27 protein-coding genes are annotated in these 25,317 nt (G+C 61.0%); 8 read left to right on the top strand and 19 right to left on the bottom strand.

The features are described from left to right. Positions 1–16: 16 nt before the first annotated feature. From ASF70_RS07480 to ASF70_RS07505, 6 genes are all read right to left on the bottom strand, one after another. Positions 17–1,288 carry an imelysin family protein gene (locus tag ASF70_RS07480; RefSeq protein WP_062578769.1) on the bottom strand — a complete coding sequence of 424 codons (1,272 nt, stop codon included), beginning with the start codon at positions 1,286–1,288 and terminating at the stop codon, positions 17–19. A 126-nt stretch (positions 1,289–1,414) separates the two neighbouring features. Continuing rightward, positions 1,415–2,704, bottom strand: a complete 1,290-nt coding sequence (locus ASF70_RS07485) for an RsmB/NOP family class I SAM-dependent RNA methyltransferase (protein ID WP_062578772.1) — start codon at positions 2,702–2,704, stop codon at positions 1,415–1,417. Positions 2,705–2,803: 99 nt separating this feature from the next. Then, positions 2,804–3,220, bottom strand: coding sequence for a septal ring lytic transglycosylase RlpA family protein (locus ASF70_RS07490; protein WP_062454067.1), 417 nt, complete (start codon positions 3,218–3,220; stop codon positions 2,804–2,806). 381 nt (positions 3,221–3,601) lie between these two features. Continuing rightward, on the bottom strand, positions 3,602–4,474 hold the full coding sequence (locus tag ASF70_RS07495; RefSeq protein WP_062578773.1) for an SDR family oxidoreductase: 873 nt from the start codon (positions 4,472–4,474) through the stop codon (positions 3,602–3,604). Continuing rightward, entirely contained in the window at positions 4,474–5,652 is a 1,179-nt protein-coding gene (queG, locus tag ASF70_RS07500) for a tRNA epoxyqueuosine(34) reductase QueG (protein WP_062580116.1), read from the bottom strand. The genes ASF70_RS07495 and queG overlap by 1 nt, the downstream gene beginning before the upstream one ends. Next, on the bottom strand, positions 5,645–6,337 hold the full coding sequence (locus ASF70_RS07505) for a glutathione S-transferase family protein (protein WP_062454065.1): 693 nt from the start codon (positions 6,335–6,337) through the stop codon (positions 5,645–5,647). The genes queG and ASF70_RS07505 overlap by 8 nt, the downstream gene beginning before the upstream one ends. 162 nt (positions 6,338–6,499) lie before the next feature. Here ASF70_RS07505 and ASF70_RS07510 point away from each other — a divergent pair, with 162 nt between their 5' ends. Next, the gene (locus ASF70_RS07510) at positions 6,500–7,306 is read left to right on the top strand and encodes an undecaprenyl-diphosphate phosphatase (protein WP_062578775.1); all 807 of its coding nucleotides are present in this window, start codon (positions 6,500–6,502) and stop codon (positions 7,304–7,306) included. A 70-nt stretch (positions 7,307–7,376) separates the two neighbouring features. Here the strand turns inward: ASF70_RS07510 and ASF70_RS24320 are convergent, their stop codons facing one another. The 3 genes from ASF70_RS24320 to ASF70_RS07520 all read right to left on the bottom strand — a co-directional run bounded on the left by ASF70_RS24320 (position 7,377) and on the right by ASF70_RS07520 (position 9,127). Then, the gene (locus tag ASF70_RS24320; protein ID WP_165699868.1) at positions 7,377–7,529 is read right to left on the bottom strand and encodes a hypothetical protein; all 153 of its coding nucleotides are present in this window, start codon (positions 7,527–7,529) and stop codon (positions 7,377–7,379) included. A gap of 216 nt (positions 7,530–7,745) precedes the next feature. Beyond that, on the bottom strand, positions 7,746–8,726 hold the full coding sequence (locus ASF70_RS07515; RefSeq protein WP_062454063.1) for a complex I NDUFA9 subunit family protein: 981 nt from the start codon (positions 8,724–8,726) through the stop codon (positions 7,746–7,748). 113 nt (positions 8,727–8,839) lie between these two features. Further along, positions 8,840–9,127, bottom strand: a complete 288-nt coding sequence (locus ASF70_RS07520; protein WP_062578777.1) for a DUF1330 domain-containing protein — start codon at positions 9,125–9,127, stop codon at positions 8,840–8,842. Positions 9,128–9,184: 57 nt separating this feature from the next. Between ASF70_RS07520 and ASF70_RS07525 the strand changes: the two genes are divergently transcribed. Continuing rightward, positions 9,185–10,261, top strand: a complete 1,077-nt coding sequence (locus ASF70_RS07525; protein ID WP_062578779.1) for a right-handed parallel beta-helix repeat-containing protein — start codon at positions 9,185–9,187, stop codon at positions 10,259–10,261. A 24-nt stretch (positions 10,262–10,285) separates the two neighbouring features. Here ASF70_RS07525 and pyrF read toward each other — a convergent pair whose 3' ends face one another. From pyrF to dnaN, 4 genes are all read right to left on the bottom strand, one after another. After that, the gene (gene pyrF, locus ASF70_RS07530; protein WP_062578781.1) at positions 10,286–10,978 is read right to left on the bottom strand and encodes an orotidine-5'-phosphate decarboxylase; all 693 of its coding nucleotides are present in this window, start codon (positions 10,976–10,978) and stop codon (positions 10,286–10,288) included. 5 nt (positions 10,979–10,983) lie between these two features. Then, complete coding sequence (locus tag ASF70_RS07535) at positions 10,984–11,571, bottom strand: histidine phosphatase family protein (RefSeq protein ID WP_062578783.1); 588 nt, start codon at positions 11,569–11,571, stop codon at positions 10,984–10,986. Between the two features lie 19 nt (positions 11,572–11,590). Beyond that, on the bottom strand, positions 11,591–12,184 hold the full coding sequence (gene pmtA, locus ASF70_RS07540) for a phospholipid N-methyltransferase PmtA (protein ID WP_062578785.1): 594 nt from the start codon (positions 12,182–12,184) through the stop codon (positions 11,591–11,593). A gap of 122 nt (positions 12,185–12,306) precedes the next feature. Beyond that, on the bottom strand, positions 12,307–13,425 hold the full coding sequence (gene dnaN, locus ASF70_RS07545; RefSeq protein WP_062454057.1) for a DNA polymerase III subunit beta: 1,119 nt from the start codon (positions 13,423–13,425) through the stop codon (positions 12,307–12,309). Positions 13,426–13,687: 262 nt separating this feature from the next. Here dnaN and rsmI point away from each other — a divergent pair, with 262 nt between their 5' ends. From rsmI to ASF70_RS07565, 4 genes are all read left to right on the top strand, one after another. Beyond that, on the top strand, positions 13,688–14,629 hold the full coding sequence (gene rsmI, locus ASF70_RS07550; protein WP_062578787.1) for a 16S rRNA (cytidine(1402)-2'-O)-methyltransferase: 942 nt from the start codon (positions 13,688–13,690) through the stop codon (positions 14,627–14,629). 9 nt (positions 14,630–14,638) lie between these two features. Then, positions 14,639–15,010 carry a YraN family protein gene (locus ASF70_RS07555; protein ID WP_062454055.1) on the top strand — a complete coding sequence of 124 codons (372 nt, stop codon included), beginning with the start codon at positions 14,639–14,641 and terminating at the stop codon, positions 15,008–15,010. 111 nt (positions 15,011–15,121) lie between these two features. After that, complete coding sequence (gene gshB / locus ASF70_RS07560) at positions 15,122–16,072, top strand: glutathione synthase (RefSeq protein ID WP_062578789.1); 951 nt, start codon at positions 15,122–15,124, stop codon at positions 16,070–16,072. 173 nt (positions 16,073–16,245) lie between these two features. Continuing rightward, a complete protein-coding gene (locus ASF70_RS07565; protein ID WP_062578791.1) occupies positions 16,246–17,778 on the top strand; it encodes a YifB family Mg chelatase-like AAA ATPase in 1,533 nt (510 codons plus the stop codon). Between the two features lie 36 nt (positions 17,779–17,814). Here the strand turns inward: ASF70_RS07565 and dut are convergent, their stop codons facing one another. Continuing rightward, positions 17,815–18,285 carry a dUTP diphosphatase gene (gene dut / locus ASF70_RS07570; protein ID WP_062578793.1) on the bottom strand — a complete coding sequence of 157 codons (471 nt, stop codon included), beginning with the start codon at positions 18,283–18,285 and terminating at the stop codon, positions 17,815–17,817. A 90-nt stretch (positions 18,286–18,375) separates the two neighbouring features. On the opposite strand from dut, the gene ASF70_RS07575 reads away from it, so the two are divergent. Then, positions 18,376–19,956, top strand: coding sequence for a peptide chain release factor 3 (locus tag ASF70_RS07575; RefSeq protein ID WP_062578796.1), 1,581 nt, complete (start codon positions 18,376–18,378; stop codon positions 19,954–19,956). Between the two features lie 2 nt (positions 19,957–19,958). Here ASF70_RS07575 and ASF70_RS07580 read toward each other — a convergent pair whose 3' ends face one another. From ASF70_RS07580 to otsB, 4 genes are all read right to left on the bottom strand, one after another. Further along, complete coding sequence (locus ASF70_RS07580) at positions 19,959–20,543, bottom strand: YigZ family protein (protein ID WP_062578797.1); 585 nt, start codon at positions 20,541–20,543, stop codon at positions 19,959–19,961. A gap of 49 nt (positions 20,544–20,592) precedes the next feature. Next, positions 20,593–21,531, bottom strand: a complete 939-nt coding sequence (locus tag ASF70_RS07585) for a threonine/serine dehydratase (protein ID WP_062578799.1) — start codon at positions 21,529–21,531, stop codon at positions 20,593–20,595. A gap of 151 nt (positions 21,532–21,682) precedes the next feature. Further along, complete coding sequence (gene otsA, locus ASF70_RS07590) at positions 21,683–23,062, bottom strand: alpha,alpha-trehalose-phosphate synthase (UDP-forming) (RefSeq protein ID WP_062454049.1); 1,380 nt, start codon at positions 23,060–23,062, stop codon at positions 21,683–21,685. A gap of 35 nt (positions 23,063–23,097) precedes the next feature. Beyond that, positions 23,098–23,895 (bottom strand): trehalose-phosphatase, encoded by a 798-nt coding sequence (gene otsB / locus ASF70_RS07595; RefSeq protein WP_062578801.1) that lies wholly within the window; start codon positions 23,893–23,895, stop codon positions 23,098–23,100. 192 nt (positions 23,896–24,087) lie between these two features. Here otsB and ASF70_RS07600 point away from each other — a divergent pair, with 192 nt between their 5' ends. After that, positions 24,088–24,906, top strand: coding sequence for a class II glutamine amidotransferase (locus tag ASF70_RS07600; RefSeq protein ID WP_062578804.1), 819 nt, complete (start codon positions 24,088–24,090; stop codon positions 24,904–24,906). 3 nt (positions 24,907–24,909) lie between these two features. Here ASF70_RS07600 and ASF70_RS24590 read toward each other — a convergent pair. Beyond that, a partial coding sequence (locus tag ASF70_RS24590; protein ID WP_280136587.1) for a phosphopantothenoylcysteine decarboxylase occupies positions 24,910–25,317 on the bottom strand: 408 nt, incomplete at its 5' end.

The raw sequence follows: 25,317 nt of genomic DNA on the forward strand, positions 1-25,317 counted from the left end.
CAACCGCTTCAGCGGCTTACTGGAACACCGCATCGGGATTGTCGAGGCTGTCGGAGCCCTCGAGCTCAACCTTGCCGAGATCGAGCGACGCTACGACGCGCTCGATCGTCTTGGTCTGGTCGATCAGGCCATCGATCGCTTTCTGGACGACGGCGTTCCCGTCGGCATTGTTCTCGCCGATCATCTGGTCATAGGCCTCGACCTTCTGGGCACGGTCGGCCATCGCGTTCATGGCCGCAAGCGTCGCGTCCAGCTTGCCCTTCATCTCGTTGTCCAGCGCCTTGTCCTTGGCCAAGACGAGGTCCGAAAGCGAAGCACCGGTCATCTTGGTGCCGTCGATGCGGGTATATTCTCCCGTATAGGCCGACTTGATGCCGATCGCGTCGTTCAGGTGCGAGGCATAGGTGTTGTCGGAGAAGCAGTCATGCTCTTCTTCCGGATCATGCAGCAGCAGGCCGAGCTTCATCCGTTCGCCGGCAAGCTCGCCATAGGAAAGCGAGCCCATGCCGGTCAGGATAGCGCTCAGACCCTTCTTGCCATTGGCCTCGACAGTCCTGGTAGCCTTGCCCTTGGGGCCCCACGCCACAACCATGTCCTTCAGATCGGCAACCAGCAATGCGGTTGCCGCTTTCAGGTAGGCGGCGCGACGGTCGCAATTGCCGTTGGTGCATTCGGTCTTGCTGTAATCCGTATAGGGGCGCGTACCGGCGCCAGGCCCGGTGCCATTGGTATCTTGGCCCCACAGCAGAAACTCGATCGCATGGTACCCGGTCGCCACATTCGCCTCGATCTCGCCGGCCTCATGCAGGCTGCGAAGGGTCTTCGTGGTGATCTTGGTCGTGTCGAGCGTCTTGCCGTTCACCTTGATCTTGGGGTTGGCAATGATGTTGGCCGTATAGAGCGCGTTCTCGTCGCTTTCGGTGCCATAGGAGGGGTCGACGTAATCGATCAGGCCTTCATCCAGCGGCCAGGCGTTGACCTTGCCTTCCCAGTCGTCAACGGCAGAATTGCCGAAGCGATAGACTTCGGTCTGCTGGTAGGGAACACGCGCCGCGATCCAGGCTGCTTTCGCCGCCTTCAGCGTTTCCTCGCTTGGGCTTGCAATCAGCCCGTCGATGGCCTTTTCGAGGCTTTGCGCTGATATCAGCGAATCCTCGAACTTGGCATGCGCCAGCTCGGAATAATGCTTGAGCACGGCGGCCGGCTTCGTGTCGGCGCGCGCTGCCGTTAATGTAGTCGATGCGGCGAGAAGCGCCAGTGCGGCGCTGAAAGCGAATTTGCGGATCATGTCCCTCTCCATTGCGGCGTCGTTTGAAAACGAGGCTGCCTCAAAGGCTCATCGCGCAAATCTAAACTTGTGTCAAATGATCTAGTTTAGAATGCTTTCAGGGTAAATCCGCAAGACAAGTCCCGCTCAAACCTTGCGTTGCATGCGGCAGAAAAAGAATCCGTCCGTATCGGTACTTGCGGGAGACAGTGTCACCGTCGCTGCATCCTTGGCGCGAGGCGTGGCCGCGTCGTTGCCGAAGATTTTTGCCCACTGGTCGGCCGCCGGCACGATCGAGAACTCGGGGTTCTCCTCACAGAAACGGACAGCCTGCTGGTCGTTTTCTTCCGGCAGGATCGAACAGGTCACATAGAGAAGCGCGCCGCCCGGCTTCACGAAAGCGGATGCTTCGGAAAGTGCGTCCTGCTGCTGCGCAATGCGCTCGTCGAGGTTCTTCTGCGTCAGCCGCCATTTCGTGTCGGGGCGACGGCGCCACGTTCCCGTGCCGGTGCAGGGCGCATCGACCAGAACTGCGTCAAGCTTGTTCCGGAGACCTTCAAGCTGGCGTGCATCGTCGTGAACCTGAACATTGCGGGTGCCGGCCCGACGCAGGCGCTCGATGATCGGCGCCAGCCGCTTGCGGTCGGTATCGTAGGCGTGAACCTGGCCCTTGTTGTTCATCGCAGCCGACATCGCCAGCGTCTTGCCGCCGCCACCGGCGCAATAGTCCAGCACCTGATGGTTCTCGGCAGGCTGTACGAGCTCGGCCACGATCTGCGAGCCCTCGTCCTGCACCTCGAACCAGCCCTTCTGGAAGGAAAGCTCGGCGGTGATATTGGGAAGCCGGGAAGCACCTTCGCCGGCAGCGATCCGGATGCCGTTGCGGGCAATGCGCGCAGGCTTGGCACCGGCGCGGTCCAGCGCCTTGACCACCTTGTCGCGCGACGCCTTCAGCGTGTTGGCGCGCAGATCAAGCGTCGGTCGGGTGGCAAGTGCCTTTGCCTCGGCCAGCCAGTCGTCGCCAAAATTTGCTTCGAAGGAAGGCTGAACCCAGTCCGGAATGTCGCCCTGGATGTGAAGCGGCGCGTCTTCCAGCTTGCGGGAGGAAAAGGCGGCGATATGCGCTTCGGTCAAAACCGGCGGCGCGAAACGGTCGTCGGCAAAGTCGGCAGCCAGGGTTTCCGGAGAATATCCCCACTGGCGAAGGAGAACCGCATAGGCCAGTGCGACAGCACTGTCGTCATCCATGATGAATGCGTGGCTGAGCCGCATGCGCAATGCGTCGTAAACGATGTTACCGATTGCGGCGCGGTCGCCGGATCCGGCAAAGCGGTGCGCGAGGCCCCAGTCCTTCAGCGCGTCGGCGACGGGGCGTCTGCGTGCCTCGATATCCGCCAGTACGTCGATTGCTCCGGCTACTCGTCCGCCCAGTCGCATGTCATTCTCCGTCTCGGTTGAACCCGTGTGGGGTGGGTCGTAACCGCGAACGGTCGAAAGGGCAAGTGCAGCACGTCAGGCGTTCAAAGCTCTGGTGCCTCAGCCGTCGACGTCCTTGATGCCCTTGCCGGAGATCTTCTGGCTGGAAGCGCGGGTGTCGGCAACGATCTGGTAGCAGACCTGCGCAGTGCCCGAAGAGACCATGCCGATATCCTTGGCTGCGGCTTTCGAAACGTCGATCACCCGGCCGCGAATGAACGGACCGCGATCGTTGATGCGCACGACGACGCTTTTGCCGTTGCGCTTGTTGGTCACGAGAACCCTGGTGCCGAAGGGCAGCGAGCGATGTGCGGCGGTCAGCTTGGCGGCGTTCATCCGCTCGCCAGAAGCGGTCTTCGAAGAAAGAGCATACCAGGATGCATGGCCGCATCCGGGCGCAGCATTGGCCTGCGCGGTGCCGAGTAGTGCAAAAGCAGCAATGGCAACCGCGAGTGTCGAGCGTCGAATTGTTGTCAAGTCGGTCGTCCCCGTCCGTTTGTCCCTGCACGTTGCGTGCAGCCGGCTTAAGCGGGGCCAAAAATGGCGAAAAAGTGGGATTCGTTATCACGGAGTGTTACGCATTGTAACATTCGTGATTACATTGCGATCGATGTTGTTAATACACCCGGCTAAGCTTTTTCGGAAGAAAAGCTTTAGAATCAGTCTCCAAGCGAAACGTCATTCCACTGTTCCCCACGGACGACTCGTGTTCACGAAAACAGGCAAAATTTTTTTCTCTTAAAGTCGGTCTGTTGTCTTATTTGGACCGGTTTTGGGGCGCCGCGCCCCAGGCGTTAAGAATTTATGACCGGGATAATGGCTCAGGATGAAAATTCCCACCGATGAGTAGAGGAGATTTCACGCTCTCCAGCGGTCGGAAGACCACAATTCCGAGAGTGAAACATGGTAGTTCGGAAAGCGGAATTGGAAGCCGGCGGCCCTGATCTTCTCATTCGAGACGCGCTTGTTGGCGCCATAGAAGGACCGCGCCATCGGCGACATGTCGGCGGTGTCGAAATCCTGTTCGGGCGGCGGTTCGACGCCCATCATCCGGGCAGCCTCGACGATCACGTCCTGGGGCGGGCATGGCTCGTCGTCGGTGACATTATAGAGGCCACCCATCCGCTGGCTCCCGAGAAACAGCGAGGCGCCCCCGATATCCTCCACCCGTATCCGGTTGAACACCTGACCCTTCTTGATGATGCGTCGCGCGCTGCCGCGGGAGAGATTGACGAACGCATTGCGGCCGGGCCCGTAGATGCCCGAAAGACGCAGCACTGCGCATGGCACGCCGACACTGGTCGCCTGCTCGCTCCAGGCATCCTCCGTATCGACGCGCTCGATTGAGCGCCCAAGAATGGGGCTTCCCGGCGTCTCCTCGGTCACCCAGTCACCGCCATGGTCACCATAGACACCGACGGTCGAGAGATAGCCGATCCATTCGAGCTTCGGAAACAAGGCCGAGAGCTTGCCGTCGATCAGCTTCAGGAGCGGATCGCCTTCATGACCGGGTGGGATGGACTGAACCAGATGCGTCACCTCGGCCATCTCGCCCGGCAGCGCTCCATCGAACTCGCTGCCGTCGAAGATGAAGGGCCGAATGCCCTTTGCGCGAAGAGCCACGGCCTTCTCCTCGCTGCGAACCGTGCCGGAAACCGTAGCGCCGTCGGCGATGAAGGCCTCCGCAATCGCCTGGCCGGAATAGCCGCATCCGAAGATCATCACCCGCATCAAACCACTCCTGCCATCGTCCATTCGTTTTCGACCTCGGCATCATCGTCCGGAGCCCGTGCCGCCGCAAACATAGCGAACTCCGCCTCCGACATCAGCCGCTTCAGCGCCCAGATCGCCATTCCGCGCACGGTAGGGGACGCATCCACTGATAACCTGCGACACTGATCGACGAAACTGCGGTCGCCGGAATTGCCGGCAGCGATCAGCACGTTGCGCACGAAACGGTCTCGGCCGATCCTTTTCACCGGCGATCCGCTGAAGAAGGTGCGAAACGCCGGATCGTCCAAGGTGAGAAGAAACGCAATCGACGGTTCCTTGAGGTCCTCGCGCGCCTTCAGCTTCATTTCAGACGCGCTGGCCGCGAACTTGTTCCATGGGCATGCCGCAAGGCAATCGTCGCAGCCATAGATACGGTTGCCGATCAGCGAACGGAATTCGGGCGCGATCGGTCCCTTGTGCTCAATCGTCAGGTAGGAGATGCAGCGCCGCGCATCCAGCCGGTAGGGCGCCGGAAAGGCAGCCGTCGGGCAGGCGTCGAGACAGGCGCGGCAGGAGCCGCAATAGTCGCGCTCAGCCTCGTCGAAGGCCAGATCCGCTGTGGTGAACAGACTGCCGAGAAAAAGCCAGGAACCGTGCGTACGGCTGACGAGGTTGGTATGCTTGCCCTGCCACCCGATACCGGCGGCTTCGCCAAGCGGCTTTTCCATCACCGGTGCCGTATCGACGAATACTTTGACATCCTCGCCGGCACGGGAGGCAAACCGCGTGGCGATCTCCTTCAGCCGACCCTTGATCACGTCGTGATAATCGCGGTTGCGGGCATAGACGGAAATCGCGGCCTTGCCGGGCTTCTCCAGAATGCCGCGCGGATCCTCGTCCGGCCCGTAATTCATCGCAAACATCACGATCGACCTGACTTCGGACCAGAGCGCCTTGGGATCGCCGCGACGCTCGCGCGTCTCCGCCATCCAGTCCATCGTGCCGTGATGCTCGTCGGATAAAAAAGTCGTCAGCCGTTCCGGCGCTTTCGGAATGCTGTCGGGCCTTGTGATGCGACAGAGATCAAAGCCCTGGGCTGCGGCTTCCTCGCGAATGAAGGCGGTCAGCTTCTGCCGACGCCGGTCGGCCCGAAGGTCGACCTTCTCCTGGCTCAGGTCGTGGTCCGGCTCAGAAATCAAGGTCCGCATAATGCGATACCGGAGTGAGGCCGCGGATGCGCTCGGACAGCAGCGGACGGAAGGAGGGGCGCGATTTGATCCGCTGGTACCAGTCCTTGGCGATCGGGATTTCCGACCAGTCGATTTCGCCGAGATAATCTAGCACGGAAATCGAGGCGGCGGCAGCAAGGTCCGCATAGCTCAGGCGCTCGCCAGCCAGCCACTGGCGCGAGCCGGCAAGCCAGGCAAGATATTTCATGTGCTGGCGAATATTGGCGCGAGATGTCCGCAGCACTTTCGAATCGGGTGCGCCGCCGCCCTGAGCCGCGGTCATCTGCAGCTTGTAGACCCGTTCGCGCGTCAGCGGCCGGGTCACGTCCTGCTCCATCTTGATCAGGAACCATTCCGTCAGCCGGCGTATTTCAGCCCGTTGCCACGGGTCTTCGGCAAGCAGCCGGCGGTCGCGCTTCAGCACGCCATGGGTCTCGTCGAGAAATTCCATCAGAACCGACGGACCGCACAGAACGCGCATATTGTCGTCAACATAGACAGGCAGGGTCGCCGCCGGGTTGAGCGTGAGAAACTCGCGGCGCTTCTCCCAGGGCTGCTCCTCGACAAGATCCGTCTGGAAGCCGTATTCGGCGAGGATCAGACGGACGAAGCGAGAGGAAGACGACATTTGATGATGATACAGGGTGGGCATCGATAAGAAAACTTCAGTTATAATGTATAGGAAAGCGGCTGCTTCGGGCGCCCGCCTGACATATGCCAGCTATATGGATTTGGTAGGGCCAGTACAAGCAGGGGCCACAAACCGCTAAGAAACGATTAAAAACCACCTCTATCGCATAGCAAAGGACTAAGAATGGTGGATCAGCCCATTATCAGCGCCCTCGTACTCGGTATTATCGAGGGGCTCACGGAATTTTTGCCCGTTTCATCCACCGCACACGTGCTGCTCGCCGGCCATTTTCTCGGTTTCAATTCTCCGGGGAATACGTTTGCGGTCCTGATCCAGCTCGGCGCCATACTGGCCATTCTTCTGGTCTATGCGCAAAGGCTGATCTCGATCGCCGTCTCGCTGCCGACCAGTGTCCAGTCGCGCCGTTTCGTTCTGACCATCCTGGCGGGTTTTCTCCCGGCCGCCGTGATCGGCGCAATCGCGCATGATTTCATCAAGACGGTCCTGTTCGAAACGCCGATGTTGATCTGCGTCATGCTGATCGTCGGTGGCTTTATCCTGCTTGCCGTCGATCGCATGAAGTTCGAGCCGAAATACCATGACGTGATGGATTATCCACTGTCGCTGGCGATCAAGATCGGCTTCTGCCAGTGCCTCGCGATGATCCCAGGTACGTCGCGCTCCGGCGCCACCATCGTCGGCGCGCTTCTGCTTGGCGCGGACAAGCGTTCGGCCGCGGAGTTCTCGTTCTTCCTCGCGATGCCGACAATGGTCGGCGCCTTCACGCTCGATCTCGTCAAGAACCGTGCGCTGCTCTCCTTCGACGACAGCGCCGTGATCGTGGTCGGCTTTCTGGCAGCCTTCGTGACGGCAGTGTTTGTCGTGCGCTCGCTTCTCAATTTCATATCGAGCCGCGGCTACGCGCCTTTCGCCTACTGGCGTATCGCAGTCGGCGCCATCGGCCTTGTTGCCCTGTTGCTCGGGGCCTGAAGGCCGCTACCCGAAAAAGAAAAAGGCGGCCATCGGCCGCCTTTGTCATATGGGTCGTTCAATCACTGCTTCAGTAACGAATGGATGCAGTGCTGCAGGGATCGACGCCATAAGCAGGCGCACAATCGAGCTTGCCGGCGGCTCCGGTTTCAGGAGCCATGAACGATCCTGCAAGGATCACAAGTGCTGCACATACGAAAATTAGGGCGATGGGTTTGCCCATGCAAATGCGCCTTTCAGAAGGGAAATATCTGTGTGTGGGTCTACGGGCCGTGTGGCTGATATTCAATAAACGTTTTTGCTAAACTGCCCGTTAACGCAAGACGGCCAATAACTGCGACCTTTGCGCCACAGAGCTTTCGGCACCTGCGCCCAAAAAAAACGACGCGCCCCGGAGAGCACGTCGTCAAGGATCCGGTAAGGATCTAGGATATTGAAATCAGGCGGCCTTGCCGGAGCCCGTGTACTGGCCCTGCGGCCGGTAACGCACGAGGTAGGACGCAAGAACGGAGGTAGCCAGCGTCGGCGTGATGCCGATACCGGCAAGAGTGCGGCCTTCTTTTTCCGCAGCGTCCGAAACCACATTGTCCCGTTTCAGGAGTTCCACCTGGTCCGCCGTGATCGGCGGGGTGATCAGGGGCACCATCGAGGCAACGCTGCCGATCATGGAGGCCACGCCGAAAGGCAGCGAGAGAAGCGGTTTCTTGCGGGCGGTCACACGCATGACCGTTTCCATGCAGTCGCGCATCGTCATTACTTCGCCGCCACCCAGCTCGTAGATCTTGCCGGACGGAATGGAGCCGTCGACGGAGCGTCCCACGGTTTCCGCCACGTCTTCCACGAAGACCGGCTGCAGTTTCGTATGGCCACCACCGATCAGCGGTAGGAACGGGAACGTCCGTGCCATCGAGGCAAACCGGTTGAAGAAGCTGTCGTCAGCACCGAAAACCACTGAAGGACGCAGGATCACCGCATCCGGCAGTGCGGCCTGGATCGTCGCCTCAGCGCGGCCCTTGCTGCGGGCATAGCTCGAAGCGGAATTGACATCGGCACCGATGGCCGAAACATGGGTCAGCTTCGCGCCGGCAGCCTTGACGGCTTCGACCAGCGTCTTCACGCCGATATCCTGCACGCCGTCGAACGTGTTGCGGCCGCTTTCAAACAGGATGCCGATGCAGTTGACCACATGCGCGGAGCCTTCGACGGCCCGCAGCACGGAATCGCGGTAGCGCAGGTTCGCCTGCACCAGCGAGATCTGGCCGACATAGCCGGCGGGCAGAAGAAAGCCGGCAAGATCCGGGCGACGCACCGCGACGCGAACACGGTAGCCGCGCTTGGCAAGCGTGCGCACCACCTGTCGGCCGACGAAGCCGGATCCCCCGAAGACGGTGACGAGAGGCGGTAGATTGTTGATGGTCATGATAAGCTCCGGGAGCCTGAAGAAGGGACGACGAAATATGGAATGCTGTTTAGCCGAATCCGTGCGACGGTGGAAGTGTTTCCGCAACCGGTTGTCGCTGTCAGCGAGCGATATCAGACACCCTCGACCACAACCATTTCGGCATCGGCCGCTTCCTGGCGGATTTTAGCAGCGATCTGATATGCCGGCGAGTTGTAGCAATCGACTGCAGCCTGCATCGACGGGAACTCGATCACCACATTGCGGCCGCGGGCCGTGCCCTCCAGTTCGTTCATCGCGCCGCCACGAGCAAGGAAATTGGCGCCGTATTCCTCAAACGCCGGTTTTGCCGCAGCGACGTAGTCCTTGTATCGCTCGGCGTCGCGAACATCGACCCGAGCAATCCAGTAACCTTTTGCCATAATAACCTCTCCTCGATTGGGCATATTCGATTCGAGCAAATCTGGCGGGGAGTCAACATGATAAAGACCGGACAACGCGGCCGGATTGCAGCGCGCAACGCCTGTTTGGCTCTGCCGTATCTCGTGCCGTTGCTGCTGGTCGCCTGCGGCCCCGCAAAGGCTGCAAGTTGTAGCCCGAAGATCATGGAAAAGTTGCGGGCACCGGCAAGTTCCGGTCTCAAGCCGGTGGAAATTAGCTGCGATGTATCGCTTGCTCAGAGCGACAACATCGTGCGGCCTGTCATATTCTCGGGTAGTCGTGCTTCCGGTGTTGTCTTTGACTGCAACGGCGCGACGATTGATGGCTCGGCTGCTAAAGGCAGAACCGTGTTGATCCGCTCACGCAAACTGCCGCAAGGCAAATGGGACGTGCCCACTGATATTACGATCCGCAATTGTCATATCCGGGGGGATCTGCGGATCCAGGGCCTCGGTGCCAACGGCCAAGCCGAGCAAGTCAAGGCCTCCTCGCAGCACCCGGGACATACCTTGCGGGCACAGGCGGCGGCCCCAAAACGTATTCTTCTCGACAATCTGACATTCTCTGGCAGTGCCGGGGTGCCGCTCTATCTTGCGCCGGGTGTGGCGGACGTTACGCTGCAGAATTCGCGATTCACTGGAAAAGCGGAATCGACCGTCGTTTACCTCGATGCGGAATCGGCACGAAACACCATTGTCGGAAATGTTTTCGCAGCCAGTCCGAAATGGCGAGAGGTCTTGGCAGTCGATGGCTCCGCAAACAACCGGATCGAAAACAACAGGTTCGTCAATCCGTTGACCGGCGGCATATTTCTGTATCGGAACTGCGGTGAGGGGGGCACCATTCGCCACCAGCCTCCGAAGGGCAACGTCGTTCGCGCCAATACCTTCGAGTACAAGCTGCCTGTCGCCCGCCCTGCAGTATGGATTGGAAGTCGCCAAGGCGTGAGCGTCTTCAACAGCTATTGCCTCGTTCAGCCCAAGATGTTGCTGGGAGGGCTCGATCACAAAGACGGCGCTGACGACAATACCGTTGTCGACAACAGCCTTCCCGGCGGTTCCCCAAACCTTATCGTCAACGACGGCGCTCGTAACCGATTGGCCAACAACCGCTGATCCGGATCAAGCGTCGTCTGCAGGTCAGAGCGCCGCCTGCATTGCCGCGAGGATAGCCTGCGCGGCCGCCTTCGGGTCGGCTGCCTGGACGATCGGGCGGGCAACGACAAGGTGGCTGGAGCCTGACTTCAGGGCATCGAAAGGTGTCACGACACGTTTCTGGTCGCCGGCATCGGAGCCGGTCGGACGGATGCCGGGGGTGACCACCGCCATGTCGGCTCCGACGATCGCCCTGACGGCGGCCGATTCCTCGGCCGAGCAGACGATGCCGCCCATGCCGGCCGCACGCGCCTGTTCGGCGCGGCGTGCCACCAGCTCGCCCGGTGTCTGCGCATAGCCGGCTTCGATCATATCGGCCGCATCCATCGAGGTCAGCACGGTAACGCCGAGCAGGCAGAGATCGGAGCCCTTTGCCGCTTCGACCGCGGCGCGCATTGCCTTCGGATAGGCATGCAGCGTCAACATGGTCATGCCCATCTTGGCGATGTTCTCGACAGCTTTGGCGACCGTGTTGTCGATATCGAGCAGTTTCATATCGAGAAAGATCTGCTTGCCATCCTTTGCAAGATCGCGGGCAAATTCCAGTCCGCCGGCAAACGCCAGCTGGTAGCCGATCTTGTAGAAGGAGACGGTGTCGCCAAGCGTTGCCACCATCTTTTCCGCTTCGGACACGGTCGGGATATCAAGGCCCACAATCAGCCTGTCACGCGCTTGCATGTCTGTCAGTCTCCCTTCCATGTTTCGATCGGGGTCCAGTCGCATGTGACGGCGCGATCCGCAAGGGTGAAGGCAAACAGATTGCCACCGCCATTCGGCTGATCCTCCGTGCGGGATATGGCCGTTCGTTTCAGATGACATTTGAGAAGCGTGCCGACGCCGCCATGACCGACAAAGGCGATCGGCACCGCGGGATCGTGGTCCGCCAGAACGGATTCGACCACAGACGCGATCCGCGCCTGCGCATCCGCGGCGCGCTCCCAGCCTTTGAAGCTCTCGGTCGGGTTGGCGAAAAACCAGTCCGCTGCCGCCTCGAAATCCGGCGGCGCCAGAAAGCCTGTCGCCGTGCGATCGTTCTCCTGCAGGCTATCGATGATTTCCGTCTTAAGGCCGACCGCCGCGGCCAGAATGTCGGCGGTCTCAGTCGCCTTTGTCTCGTCGCTCGACACGATACGCCCGAGCCTCGAAACCCAGTCGGACATGGCCGCCTGTTGCGCGCGCTGGCGTCCCGTCTCTGACAGGCCCCATTGCGGCACCGGCACGTTGGGGTCGATCCGGACCTGCGGATGCGTGATGTAAATCCCAAATGTCATGTCGGAGAAGGTCCGGACGCTAAGCGCGCGTATATGTCCATAGCTGCGCCGGCGGAATGTTGCGCACCACGAAGTCATAGTGCTTGATCTTGTAGCGCTCTGGCTTGGCGATAATAGGCGAAACTGGGCTGTAGGTGATCTGCATTACCGGGCGTCCCGCCGGAACGCGGTCGAGAAGATCTTCCAGAAGTTCGATGCGGCGTTCCATCGGAAAGCTCAGCATCGGAATGGCGCAGATCACGCAGTCGAATTTCTGATGTTTCAGTGTGTCGAGCGTGCGATCCAGATCGAACGCGTCGCCATTGATGAAATGCACGCCTTCGAATGTCTTCATCAGATGCTGGTAGAAATCGGTCGAATACTCGATCGAAACAAGGTTCTGAGGCTCGATGCCGGTTTTCAGGATCGCCTTGGTGATGACGCCGGTGCCTGGTCCGAGCTCGAGAACCGGCAGGCCGGAAGTTGTGTCGATGATGCTCGCCATCCGCTTGGCAGTGACTGAGGATGTTGGGATGATGGCTCCGACCTGTTTTGGACCGTCGATCCATCCCTTGAAGAAACGGATCTCCTCGTCAAACTTCCGGCCGAGCCGTTCCTTCAAACGCAGTTCCATCAGGTCGTCCCCTCCAGTTTCAGCCAATGTGAACCGATTTGCCGCAAAAACAAGATGAAATGTCGCAGGCGGAATACGGCACAAAAAAGGCGGCTGGGTTTTCCGAGCCGCCTTGTTGAATGTTATACGCGCATCGGCATCAGCACATAGAGCGCATCGTCGCCCGCCGTATCACGTACCAGCGTCGGTGACCCCGCATCCGCCAGCATGAAGATCGCGTCGTCGCCGGAAAGCTGGGCGGTGATGTCGAGAAGGTATTTGGCGTTGAAGCCGATTTCCATCGCGTCATATTCGTAGCCGACGGCCACTTCTTCCGTGGCGCTGCCGGAATCCGGATTGTTGACCGTCAGCATCAGCTGCCCTTCGGACAGCGACAGCTTCACGGCACGTCCGCGCTCGGAGGAGATCGTCGAGACACGGTCGACGGCCTTGGTAAAGCTCTGGCAGTCGACGCGCATTTCCTTGTCGTTGCCGGTCGGGATGACGCGCTGGTAATCCGGGAATGTGCCGTCGATCAGCTTCGAGGTCATGACGATGCCGCCGATCGAAAGGCGGATCTTGGCGTCGGAGACCTCCACCGTCACGAAGGCTTCCGGATCGTCGACCAGCTTCTGCAACTCGCCCACGGTCTTGCGCGGCACGATGATGCCGGGCATGCCTTCCGAGCCGGAAGGCGCCTTGAGGTCCGCACGGGCAAGGCGATGGCCGTCGGTTGCAACGGCACGCAGCTTCAGGTCGCCACCGGCCTCGATCGTGTGAAAGAAGATGCCGTTCAGATAATAGCGGGTCTCTTCGGTCGAGATCGCAAACTGCGTGCGATCGATCAGCATCTTGAGATCGGTCGCCTTCATCTTGAACGTATGGCTGAAGCTGCCGGCCGTCAGATCCGGGAAATCCGTTTCCGGCAGGCACTGCAGCGAAAATTTCGAACGGCCGGACTGCACGGTCATGGTCGCGCCGTCGGCGCTGGTGGCGAGCAGCACTTCCGATCCGTCCGGCAGCTTGCGGACGATTTCATAAAGCAGATGCGCCGGCACGGTCGTGGCGCCGGACTGTTCCACCATGGCCGGTGTCGATTCCGTCACTTCCAGATCAAGGTCCGTCGCCTTCATGTCCAGGCTCGCGTCGGACGCGCGCAGCAAGATGTTGGACAGGATCGGAATCGTGTTGCGCCGTTCCACGACGCGGTGCACGTGATTCAGCGACTTCAAGAGATTGGAGCGCTCAAGAGTAATACGCATGGACACTATCGCTTTCGACCGTGGCGATCCGGCTGGCCGGACCACCTGATATTCTCTGCCGGCCATTGCGCAGCCGGAACATGTGGACCGGCAAAATGGCAGACATTCGGATGCGAAAGCAAGAGCAGAACGGACCCTGCGCCATTTGAATTGCTTGTTCATACCGCACTTGCACACAGAAAACGCAACGCGGCGAAACCGGACGCGCAAAACATCGCCGGCCTCTGCTTGCCGAAGCCTGCGGCCTCGACCATAACAGGCGATGACCCTCGACCAATCTTCAGAGCAATCCACCGAAATCGCCGCCGAACCCGTCAAGGGACAGCGCGGCTATCGCGTCGGCAACACGTTTATCGCTTCCCGCCCCATCGAGCCGGCGCTCTATCTCGTCGCAACCCCGATCGGCAATCTCGGCGATATCACGCTGCGCGCGCTCGAAACCCTGTCCGGCGCCGATGTGCTCGCCTGCGAGGACACAAGGGTCACCCGCGTGCTCCTCGATCGCTACGGCATCGTCAATCGCCCCTATTCCTATCATGAGCACAATGCCAACGAGGCCGGGCCGAAGCTGATTGCGGCACTCGAAGCCGGCAAGTCCGTGGCGCTGGTTTCCGATGCGGGCACGCCGCTGGTGTCGGATCCCGGCTATCGGCTCGGCCAGATGGCGATCGATGCGGGTTATCGTGTCGTGCCCATCCCCGGCGCATCTGCCCCGCTTGCGGCCCTCGTCGGTTCCGGCATGCCGTCGGATGCTTTCCTGTTCGTCGGTTTTCTGTCTTCCAAGGATAAAGCCCGCCGCGACCGGCTTGCGGAACTTTCAAAGATCCCGGCAACGCTGATCCTGTTTGAATCTCCCCATCGCATTGCCCACACGCTCGTTTCTGCAGCCGATGTGCTCGGCGGCAGCCGGCTTGCCTGCGTCTGCCGGGAACTCACCAAGACCTACGAGGAGTTTCGCCGGGGCACGCTGGCCGAGCTTGCCGCCCATTACGGTGACGGCCACAACGTCAAGGGCGAGATCGTCCTTCTGATCGAACCTCCAGCACCTGAAGAGGCGCCGGGCGAGGTGGAGGTCGATGCCATCCTGCAGGACCTTTCCAAAACGCATCCGACCGCAAAGGCTGCGACTGAAGCGGCAAGGATCACCGGCCTGCCGCGCAAGGATCTCTATCAGCGCCTGATCGCCATGAAGAACGGGACCTGATGGATCGCGATGGCACAACGGGATGAGATCGGCGCCAGACGTCGCAAGGCAGAGCGCCGCGGCCATGTCTCGGAATATGTCGCTGCTGCCTATCTCCTGCTGAAAGGCTATCGCATCCTCGCCCTTCGCCACCGCACGAAACTGGGCGAGATCGATCTCATCGCCCGCAAGCGCGATCTCGTGGTCTTTGTCGAGGTGAAGGCTAGACGATCCGAGATGCAGGCGCTCGACGCCGTCTCCTTCGCATCTCAGAAACGGATCCGGGCCGCGAGCGATCTCTGGCTGCAGAAACGCAAGGACGTATCCGGGTTATCGCAGCGATACGACATCATCGCCGTCTTGCCGGGAAGGTTTCCGCGCCATTTCCAGGATGCGTTCTAGGCCTCTGGCAGCGCAGGCCCCATCGTCGGTCCTGCTGATTATCCGGGCCAAGGTTGCCTTTCGGGGTTCGTCGTCCTACATCAGGCGGGCCAATCCTAGGGGGCTGAAGTCATGGCGAAAATTCGCAAGGTCGCATTTCAGATGGACCACATTTCCGGCATCAACATTGCCGGCGATTCCACATTCGCCATGGCGCTCGAAGCGCAATCGCGCGGTTACGAGCTGTTCCACTATACGCCCGACCGCCTGACGATGCGCGACGGACGCATCTTTGCAGCTCTCGAGCCGCTGCAGGTGCGCGACATCAAGGGCGATCACTTTACCCTTGGGGAAAAGCAGCCGACCGATCTGTCGACGATGGATGTCGTGCAGCTTCGCCAGGATCCGCCCTTCGACATGGGCTACATTACATCCACCCATCTTCTGGAGCGCATCCATCCGAAGACGCTCGTGGTCAATGACCCGGCCTGGGTGCGCAACTCGCCGGAAAAGATCTTCGTTACCGAGTTCGCCGACCTGATGCCGCCGACACTGATCTCCCGCGACCCGGCGGAGATCGCCAAGTTCCGCCATGAGCTCGGCGACATCATCCTGAAGCCGCTTTACGGCAATGGCGGTGCCGGCGTGTTTCATTCCGCCCGCGATGATCGCAACTTTACCTCGCTTCTGGAAATGTTCGGCCAGATGTATCGCGGCGAGCCCTATATCGCGCAGGCCTACCTTCCGGCAGTGCGCAAGGGCGACAAACGCATTCTTCTCGTTGACGGCGAACCGGTCGGCGCGATCAACCGCGTGCCCTCGGAAACCGACAGCCGCTCCAACATGCATGTCGGCGGCCGTGCCGAGGCGACCGATATCACGCCGCGCGAAAAGGAAATCTGCGCCCGTATCGGGCCGGCTCTGCGCGAGCGCGGCTTCATCTTTGTCGGCATCGACGTGATCGGCGATTACATGACCGAGATCAACGTCACATCTCCGACGGGCATCCGCGAAGTGAAGAAGTTCGGCGGTGCTGACGTCGCGAGCCTCATGTGGGATGCAATCGACGCCAAGCAGAACTGATAACCGTTCACATCTGTTCTCGTTATGCAACCTGATGCACGCTGCCTTCGTCTCATGCGCGAAATTGTTCACTGCCTGTTCTTGAAATTCGCCAGCAATCGTGCAAGCTTTCAACCTGTAGCACGGTAGGCGGGAATATCCCCACCTTAGCTTGCGCATGTGGGCGGGTCGGAATGGTCGCGCGTATCAGAACGGTAGCATTTCAGGGCATTGAAGGCATTCCGGTCGATGTGCAGGTCATGATCGGGCCGGGCAAGATCGGCATGCATATCGTCGGCCTGCCGGACAAGGCAGTCGCCGAAAGCCGAGAGCGGGTGCAGGCAGCACTGCATGCCTCGGGCCTTGCCATGCCGCCGAAAAAAGTCACGGTCAATCTCGCCCCGGCCGACCTTCCCAAAGAAGGCAGCCATTTCGACCTCGCGATCGCCGTTGGCCTGATGGCAGCGCTCGGTGCCGTACCCGGCGACATGCTGGCCGATTATGTCGTGATCGGCGAGTTTAACCTCGATGGAACGCTTGCCGCCGTCGCCGGTGCGCTTCCGGCGGCCATCAGCGCCAATGCGATCGGAAAAGGCTTGATCTGCCCAGCCGAAAGCGGCGCCGAGGCGGCATGGGCTGGACCCGGCGTCGATATTCTCGCCCCCCGCAGCCTGATCGCGCTCGCCAATCATTTTCGCGGCACGCAGGTCATGTCGCGGCCGCAGCCGGCGGTCCGTGCACCGCCCGCCAATCTGCCTGACCTTGTCGATATCAAAGGCCAGGAAAGCGCCAAGCGCGCGCTCGAAGTCTCGGCTGCCGGCGGTCATAACCTCCTGATGGTCGGTCCGCCCGGTTCGGGAAAATCCATGCTCGCAGCCCGCCTTCCGTCGATATTGCCGCCGCTTTCGGCAACCGAACTGCTCGAAGTCTCGATGATCCACTCGATCGCCGGCCAGCTTTCGGGCGGAAAGCTGTCGGACCGGAGGCCCTATCGCATGCCGCATCATTCCGCCACGATGGCGGCACTGGTCGGCGGCGGTCTGCGCGCCAGGCCCGGAGAAGCCTCGCTCGCGCATCACGGCATCCTTTTCCTGGATGAGTTTCCGGAATTCTCGCCCCAGGTTCTCGATGCGCTCCGCCAGCCGCTGGAGACTGGCGAATGTGTTATCGCCCGGGCCAACCACCGGGTCTCCTATCCGGCGAGCATCCAGCTCGTAGCCGCGATGAACCCGTGTCGCTGCGGCATGGCGGGACAACCGGGACATAGCTGCGCCCGTGGCCCGCGCTGTGCTTCGGATTATCAGGCACGTATTTCCGGCCCGCTGATGGACCGCATCGATATCCGCATCGATGTGCCCGCTGTCTCGGCAAGCGATCTGATCCGCCCGGCGCCGGCGGAGCCAAGCGCCGGCGTGGCAAGGCGGGTGGCGGCCGCACGCGACAGGCAGAGAGAACGCTTCGAAGGTGAAGGCCAGTACACCGTTCTGACCAACGCCCGCTGCTCCACCGCGATGATCGAGAAATTCGCCGAACTCGATCCGGGCGGGCTGCAATTGTTGCGCGACGCGGCGGAAAAGCTCAAATTCTCCGCCCGCGGCTATCATCGGGTCTTGCGGGTGGCGCGGACGCTGGCCGATCTCGACGCGAAGGATGGTATCGGCAGAATTCACCTGGCCGAGGCGATCTCCTATCGCATGGCCGGGGAACGCCCCACTGTATCAGCCTGATTTCCCGAGGTCGGCGTCACGGGATTGCGACGGAGTTCAGACGCCGGTGGATCCGAACCCGCCGGCGCCGCGTGCCGTGGCACTTGCCTCGGTCACTTCGACGATCCGCGCCTGGGTCACGGGCGCGATCACCATCTGTGCGATCCGCATGCCGCGGGTAATAGCGAAGTCCTCGTCGCCCAGATTGATCAGCAAAACCTTCACTTCGCCGCGGTAGTCACTGTCGATCGTGCCGGGGGTGTTGAGGCAGGTGATGCCGTTCTTGAACGCAAGCCCTGAACGCGGGCGGATCTGCACCTCGAACCCGGCGGGGATCTCGAACACGAGACCGGTCGGCACCAGGGCGCGCTTGCCGGGTGCGATGGTCAGCGGCTCGCCATCGGTCACGGCGGCACGCAGGTCCATCCCGGCAGCGCCCGATGTCTCGTAGGCGGGCAGATCCAGATCCTGGCCATGGGGCAGACGCAGGACATTGAGGACGGGTGAGGCGGGGGCTTGAATGATCATTGCCCATTACTTTGCGCCGCAGCGCGGCAGGTCAATTGCAATGGCGGGCTTTAGTCGCTAGATACCGCGGCAATTCACAGGATATAAAAGATGGCCGAAACCATTGCAGAGGCGGTCTCCCGCCGCCGCACATTCGCGATTATTGCGCATCCGGACGCGGGCAAGACAACGCTGACGGAAAAGCTGCTTCTGTTCGGGGGCGCCATCCAGCTCGCCGGTGAGGTCAAGGCCAAGAAGGATCGCATCCAGACGCGGTCCGACTGGATGAAGATCGAACGCGAACGCGGCATCTCGGTCGTGACGTCGGTGATGACGTTCGAATATTCCGACAAGGTGTTCAACATTCTCGATACGCCCGGCCACGAAGACTTCGCGGACGATACCTATCGCACGCTGACGGCGGTCGATGCGGCGATCATGGTCATCGATGCCGCCAAGGGCATCGAGCCGCGCACGCTGAAGCTGTTTGAAGTCTGCCGCATGCGCGACATTCCGATCATCACCTTCATCAACAAGATGGACCGCGAAAGCCGCGACATTTTCGAAGTGCTCGACGAGGTCGAGGAAAAGCTGGCGCTGGATACGGCCCCGATCACCTGGCCGATCGGTCGTTCCAAGAGCTTCTGCGGAACCTACCACCTGGCCGATAACCGGGTCCGTGGTCCAGACAGCGAGGACGCGATCTCGGTCAACGGACCGCAAGCTGTCGCCGACCGACTGCCGGAAAACGAACGCGCGGCCTTCGTCGAGGAAGTCGAACTGGCGCGGGAAGCCTGCCGCCCGTTTGACAGAAACGCGTTTCTCGAAGGTCACATGACGCCTGTCTTCTTCGGCTCGGCGCTACGCAATCTCGGCGTCCGGGATCTGATCACCGCACTGGCCGATTTTGCTCCGCCGCCGCGTGACCAGGTCGCCGATATCCGCACCGTGCATGCAAGCGAAGACAAGATGACGGCCTTCGTCTTCAAGATCCAGGCCAATATGGATCCGAACCATCGCGACCGTATCGCCTTTGCGCGCATCTGCTCGGGCAAGCTGGAGCGTGGCATGAAGGCAAGGCTGGCGCGCACCGGCAAGCAGATGGGCCTCACGGCGCCGCAGTTCTTCTTCGCCTCCCAGCGTCACATCGCCGACACCGCCTTTGCCGGTGATGTCGTCGGCATTCCCAACCACGGCACGCTTCGTATTGGCGATACGCTGACGGAAGGCGAAAATCTCGTCTTCCAGGGCGTCCCGAACTTCTCGCCGGAAATCCTTCGCCGCGTCCGTCTGGAAGATGCGATGAAGGCGAAGAAGCTGAAGGAAGCCCTGCAGCAGATGGCGGAAGAGGGCGTCGTGCAGCTGTTTTCCCCGGAAGACGGTTCGCCCGCCATCGTCGGCGTCGTCGGCGCGCTGCAGCTCGATGTTCTCAAAGAGCGGCTGTTGGGGGAATATACGCTGCCGGTCTCGTTCGAAATGTCCCGCTTCTCCGTCTGCCGCTGGATCTCGTCGGATCAGCCGGTGGAGCTTGAGAAGTTCTTGACCGTCAAGCGCGGCGATATCGCCCGCGATCTCGACGGCGATCCGGTCTTCCTGGCGCAGGACTCGTTTTCGCTGCGCTACGAGTCCGAACGCTTCCCCGCGATCAAGATGGTCGCCATCAAGGAATATCACGTCGCCAAGGCGGCGTGATTTCAATCGAGCGATAGCTCCGACCTGCCGCTGGTAAGGTCGGAGATCAGCCTTGAGATGAGCTCCTGCTCGGCTTCCGGTATCTGGATCCGCAGCTCGGCACCTGTCTCTGTGAACACTTCCTCGGTGATCTTCACGTCCTCGATCGACTGCAGCCTGGCTTTCGTTCGTGCAAGGTCGGAAAACTCGATGCTGACGCCACCCTGCACCGACGGCTTGAATTCGATGAGCGGGCCCGCTCTCAGGCAGGCGGCAGCCGTGCCGCCATAGGCGCGCACCAGACCACCGCTACCGAGCAGAATGCCGCCAAACCAGCGGGTCACGATGACGACAGCCTTGTCCAGCGACTGGCCGTCCATGGCGGCAAGGATCGGCTTGCCCGCCGTCCCGCTCGGCTCGCCGTCATCGGAAAAGCGATAGGCTGATCCAATCCGCCAGGCCCAGCAGTTGTGAGTGGCATCGGCAACGCTATGCCCAGCAATGGCGTCTTTCGCTTCCCCCTCGCTTACCACGGGAAGCGCGATCGCCAGAAAGCGGCTTTTCTTGATGACCTGCTCGAATGTGGCCGGCTGTTCTAGCTGAAACATGGTCTCAGCATTATCGCTGCCGCATCCCGAAGGGAAGTGTGGCGCACGCTCAACCGAAATCGACGGCCGTCGTGTTCGATCCGCAGACCAGCACGCAGACGCGCTCACCCGGATGTGGACGGTATTTGCCGGACAAGACAGCCGCAAACGCCGCCGCACCACCCGGCTCGGTCACCAGCCGCGCGCCAGACCAGAGCACCTTCTGCGCGTTCAGAATGTCCTCGTCGGTCACGAGAACCGGCGGCTCGATGAATGCCTGGGCCACCGGAAACATCAGCTGCCCGACCTGCCTTGGCGCAAGCGAATCGGCCGCGATACCGCCCGCCGGCGCATCCACGGGGCGGCCTGCCTTAAAGGCGTCGTAAAGCGTCGGCGCGCGGTCGGATTCGACGGCGACGATCTTCACCCGGCCGCGCATCCAGGATGCGATACCGCCGATCAGTCCGCCGCCGCCGACGGCGACCAGCAACGTCGTGATATGCAGCAGGTCTTCCTCGATTTCCTTGCCGAGCGTGCCTTGTCCCGCCAGCGTTTCCTGCTGGTCGAACGCATGCACTGCCATCGCCCCGGTCTGCACGACATACTTCTCGCTTGCGGCCAGCGCATCCGCATAGCGGTCGCCGCCGATTACAAGCTCTGCGCCGTAGGAGCGGATGAGATCTATCTTTGCCTTGGAGGCGACGCTTGGCACGAAGATATGCGCGGGAACACCGAGTTTGCGGGCCGCGTAGGCAACGGCTGCACCGTGATTGCCGCCCGATGCTGCTACCACGCCTGCCGCCTGCACCTCCCGGCCAAGAAGATTGGTGAAAGCGCCGCGGACCTTGAACGAACCGGAATGCTGCAGCAGTTCGAGCTTGAGATCGACTTGGCATGGTTCGGCCCCAAAGTCCTGCATGTCCACCCGCATCGTCGGGGTTCGGCGGATATGCGGACGGATCAGGGTTTCGGCTTCGGCAATATGTTCGGCTGTGACTGCGACCGGCATGGAGACCTCGAAATGAATTGGCATCAATCCGCAGGCCGCGAATGATGAAAAGGCAACGGGATCTATTCAGCGCATCGACGGCGGCCGGTCAATCCGCCTCACTCAAGGGAGTTGAAGCCGCCCGTCATTGCGGGGCGGCTCCAGCGGATACTCAGTCCTCGATGAGGTCCTTGAGGAAGTCGTCGCACCAGCGATTGATGTCGTAGGTCAGCAGGTGGTCCATCATCATCTGCCAGCGCTGCTTGCGCTCGTCGAGCGGCATGCTGAGCCCGCGGGCGATGGCATGCGCCGTTCCCTCGATGTCGTATGGATTGACCAGAAGCGCGCCGCGCAGCTCGCGGGCCGCTCCGGCAAAGCGGGACAGCACCAGCACGCCCGGATCTTCCGGATCCTGCGCCGCCACATATTCCTTGGCGACAAGGTTCATCCCGTCGCGCAGCGGCGTCACGAGGCCGATCTTCGCCAGCCGGTAGAGACCTGCAAGTACCGGGCGTGGCACGGATCTGTTGATATAGCGGATTGGCACCCAGTCAACGGTGCCGATCGCCCCGTTCACGCGGCCCGCCTGTTCGGCGACCATGCGCTGCATCTGCTCGTACTCCGGCACTTCCGAGCGCGATTTCGGCGTGATCTGCAGATAGGTCACCTTGTTGTGGTGATCCGGGTTGGTGGCGACAAACTGCTCGAAGGCGTCGATACGCTGCGTAATGCCCTTGGAATAATCCAGGCGGTCGACGCCGATGATGAGATCCTTGCCCTCGACGCTCTGGCGCGCCTTGCGCACCATCGCGTTCTTTTCGGCCTTGATCGCGAATTTGGAAAAGATCTCGGTCTCGATCGAAATCGAGTAAGCGCCGCCCTTGAAGGTGCGCCCGAAGGTCGAGAACTTCTTGCCGCCGTCTATCCGCTCGCCGATCCCTTCGCGCACCAGCCCGCCGCCGAAATTGTCCAGATCGAAATCCGTCTGGAAACCGACCAGGTCATACTGCGAAAGACCGCGCATGATCTGCTCGTGAACCGGCATGGTGAACAGCACGTCCGCCGGCGGCCACGGAATATGCAGGAAGAAGCCGATCTTGTTCTTGAAGCCCATCTGGCGAAGTTCGGCTGCCAGCGGGATCAGGTGGTAGTCATGCACCCAGATGATGTCGTCTTCCTTGAGAAGCGGCGCAAGCTTCTGCGCAAAGAAGCGGTTCACCCGGAAATAGCCGGCCATTTCCTTACGACCGTATTCGGCCAAGTCCATCCGGTAGTGGCAGATCGGCCAGAGCACCCGGTTGGCAAAGCCGTGGTAATATTCCTCGACGTCGGTGTCGGTGAGATCGGTCAGCGCATAGGTGATCGCGCCATGCTCCTGCATCTCAAGCGGGCCGGGTTCCTCGTTGCCGCTGGAATTGCCGGACCAACCCATCCAGATGCCGCCGCGTTCCTCAAGGGCTGCCTGCAGGGCTACGGCAAGGCCGCCGGCAGGTGCCGCACCGGTCTTGTCCGGAACGGTGACGCGGTTCGATACGACCACTAGACGGCTCACGATATTTCCTTTCGAAAATGCATTCTCAAATCAGTTCAGGCGGCGGCAAGCTTGGCGATCAGCGCGCGCAGTTCGGCCGCCGATCCCAATGTTGCCGACGCGACGGTGTCGGCCGCGATATCGGAAATCCGGATCGAGTGGCCGCCCAGCTTGTTGGCAACCCTGAACATCGCTTCATCAGTTACATCGTCACCGATCGCGATCGGCAACCGGCCGGCAAATGGCTCTTCGCTGAGAAAAGCCCGTAGCGCATCGCCCTTGCTGGCGCGGGCAGGGCGGATTTCCACCACCATCTTCCCTCGCTGCAGAGTGAAGTCGGATCCTGCCCGCTCGCGATAGCGTTCCATCGCCGCCTCGACTTGCCCCTGGAATGTCGGCGCCTGTCGGTAGTGGGCAGCCACGGCGAGACCCTTGTCCTCGACAAGAACGCCCGGCCAGGCTGCTGCTTCCTCGGCAAGGCTTGCTTTCAGCGCCTCGAAATCAGGACCTGGCGTTACCCGCTCGATCGCTCCCGACATCGATCGTCTTTCCGCCCCGTGCAGGCCGGCAATCGGAAAGATATGCGGCTTGAACAGCTGATCGGCGTAGGGCAGAGCCCGACCCGTCACCAGCGCCATGGCACCGCTCAGTTTCGCGGAAAGCCGGGTCAGATTCTCGGCCAGATCGTCAGGCACGACGATACCATCAGGCGTATCCGCGATGTCGATCAGCGTGCCGTCGATATCGAAGAAAACCGCCCATTTGGCGGGCTGGTTCAGCACTTCGTGCAGAATGTCGGTGCCGTCAGATGTGCCGGCATGCGCGTCCGCGCTCGATTTTGTATCATCAACCATGCAGCTTCATTTAGGCTTTGAAGCCGCCGCGACAACAGGCTGAGGCAACATTGCGTTGCAAAACGTGATGGGGAAGGGGCCACAAAACTGTCATCTCGGCCGGTAATTCATGTTTCATTAACCCTATTTCGAGACGCTTGATTTTCGGCGGTTGTGTGCGTTGCAAGCAGACAGAGTGGAGCAGAAAGACAAATGTGTCGTTGGGCAGCTTATCGGGGCGAACCGCTTTATCTGGAAGAACTGGTCTCTTCGCCCGCCCATTCCCTGATCGAGCAATCCCACTGTGCCACACGCGCAAAGACCGCCACCAATGGCGATGGTTTCGGCATCGCCTGGTATGGCGACAGGCCAGAGCCCGGCCGCTACAGGGACATCCTTCCGGCCTGGTCCGACTGCAATCTGCGCAGTATCGCACGGCAGATTCGCTCACCACTGTTTCTTGCCCATGTCCGCGCCGCAACGACGGGCGCAACACGGCGCGACAACTGTCACCCCTTCGTGCATGGCCACTGGTCCTTCATGCACAACGGCCAGGTCACGAGCTTCGAAGCGATCCGCCGGCCGCTCGAAAGCCTGTTATCGGACGAACTGTTCTCGGCCCGGACCGGATCGACCGATTCCGAGCTTCTCTTCCTGCTGGCGCTGCAATTCGGCATGGATACCGATCCCTTGGGTGCGATGGAAAAGGCGATCGCCGCCGTCGAAGACATCTCGATGGAACGGCTCGGCACGGCACTCGTGCGCTTCACCGCATGCTTTTCCAACGGCCGCCAGCTTTATGCGGTGCGCTATGCCACGGATCACAAGCCACCGACCCTCTACGCCGCACCGATGACGGGCAAGGGGTCGGATGCGGATGGATCAAAGACCGGTTACTGCCTGGTGTCCGAACCTTTGAACGACGAGGCCGATACCTGGGTGGAAATTCCAGATGGCAGCGCCGTCAAGGTCTGCCCGGATGGCATGCAGGCACTGCTATTCCAGCCGCAGGCGCTGTCGAAGGCCGCGTGATCCTCATGCGAGCCGGGCCGCTATCAGCTCGGCGAGCCGCATCGCAACCTCGTCCTTGCCGAGATCGGGCCACGCATCGATCGCGGTCTCGCTGATGATCTTCACCTGATTGCGCATGCCGCCCATGACGCCGGTCTCAGGCGAGACGTCGTTTGCAACAATCAGGTCTGCACCCTTGCGCTGAAGCTTCGATCGCCCGTTTTCGTCCACATTCTGCGTCTCGGCGGCGAAACCGACGACAAGTCTGGGGCGCTTGTCGTGATGCCCAACGGTCTTGAGGATGTCGGGGTTTTCGGTCAGCATCAGCGGAGCCGGTGCTTCGCCCGGCATTTTCTTGATCTTCTGGTCGGCGGAGGAAGCGACCCGCCAGTCGGCGACGGCCGCCACCATGACGGCGATATCGGCGGGGGG

Origin of the sequence: Rhizobium sp. Leaf321, assembly GCF_001423215.1 — a bacterium.
In the GTDB taxonomy this organism is placed as follows: domain Bacteria; phylum Pseudomonadota; class Alphaproteobacteria; order Rhizobiales; family Rhizobiaceae; genus Neorhizobium; species Neorhizobium soli.